Source organism: Tannerella forsythia, assembly GCF_003860135.1.
Classification (GTDB): domain Bacteria; phylum Bacteroidota; class Bacteroidia; order Bacteroidales; family Tannerellaceae; genus Tannerella; species Tannerella forsythia_A.
The window spans coordinates 1-1,171 of sequence record NZ_RQYN01000150.1 but is presented as its reverse complement, the minus strand read 5'-3'; the positions used below and the strand labels follow the sequence as shown (position 1 = coordinate 1,171).

At 45.5% G+C, this 1,171-nt stretch carries 3 protein-coding genes; all 3 read left to right on the top strand.

Annotated elements, in window-relative coordinates; genetic code table 11:
* Window positions 1-597: helix-turn-helix domain-containing protein (locus EII41_RS14665; protein ID WP_260425606.1), on the top strand; the 597-nt coding region annotated here is incomplete at its 5' end.
* Entirely contained in the window at window positions 594-857 is a 264-nt protein-coding gene (locus EII41_RS14660) for a transposase (RefSeq protein ID WP_260425608.1), read from the top strand. The genes EII41_RS14665 and EII41_RS14660, both read left to right, overlap by 4 nt.
* Window positions 790-1,167, top strand: coding sequence for a transposase (locus tag EII41_RS14655; protein ID WP_124791017.1), 378 nt, complete (start codon window positions 790-792; stop codon window positions 1,165-1,167). Before EII41_RS14660 ends, EII41_RS14655 begins: the two co-directional genes overlap by 68 nt.
* Window positions 1,168-1,171: the final 4 nt, after the last annotated feature.

The window sequence follows — 1,171 nt, the reverse complement described above, 5'->3', positions numbered from 1 at the left end:
GATCCGGAAAAAAGTTGTATAATTGCATTCATGGAAACGAACATGTTATTCTCTATTGGTTTGAATTTGTCTTTTCCCTGGAAAGTGGTTAAGAGTGAGTTTCGTTTGCTTGATGAGAGCAATATCCGCGAGCTTCATATTTGGATTGACTTTGAGTACGGTTCCCGGTTTATCTCTTCTAAGGGAACCTTACTTTCCCCTCACGACACGGTTGACAAGCAGTGGCGTCATCTGAATTTCTTTGAGCATCCATGCTATTTGCATGCTCGTGTTCCTCGATTGAAGACCGATGTTTCCTCAATAGAGATGGTACAGGTTCCCTGGGCACGGCATAACTCGGGCTTTACGATGCTTTTCGAGGCGTTTGCGATGGCTCTTATAGAAGAAGAGACACCTGTCAACTCTGTTGCTAAGACAGTAAAGGAATATCCCAAGCGTATATGGACCATATTCCGTCATTGGATAAGCAAAGGCAAGCGTAATCTCAACTTGTGCGGAGTCAGACGTATAGGCGTGGATGAAACCTCTCGCAGGAAAGGTTCGTCTGTCCGGGCAAGGATTCAGATACGTTCAAGAGGTTTTCCGAATGGCTCATAGAGCATGATGGAGATCCGTCGCTTATAGAGGTGGTTGCTATGGACATGTCCAATGCCTTCACCTCCGGCTGCATGACGTATTTCCCTCAAGCACATATTGTATATGACAAGTTCCACATAGTACAGGACACCAACAAGAGACTTGATGAGGTGCGCAAGGCAGAGGTGGGCGAGAAGAAACTGCTGAAAGGGCATCGGTTTACACTGCTGCATCTTCGGAAGAACCTGCCGGAAGGAAGGTTGCAAGGAAGGCCTCGTTGATATACTTCATGCCGCCACTGCCAAATCTCAAGGAGCATGGGAAGACTTTCTCAAATGGATGGAGATGGCTGAGCAGTCTGCATTGGAACCGTTCAGAAAGCTGGTGGCAACGTTCAAGAGGCATCTGTTCGGCATAAAGACATTCTTTGAGCAGGGAACTATCACAAATGGGGTATTGGAAAGTCTTAACTCTAAAGTACAATTGGCCAAAAGAAGAGCTAGAGGATACGCAAATGTGAATAACTTTATGGATATGGTATACTACATAAACGGAGGAAGGAATTTCCATTACCCACTCAAATCAACATAGAGCC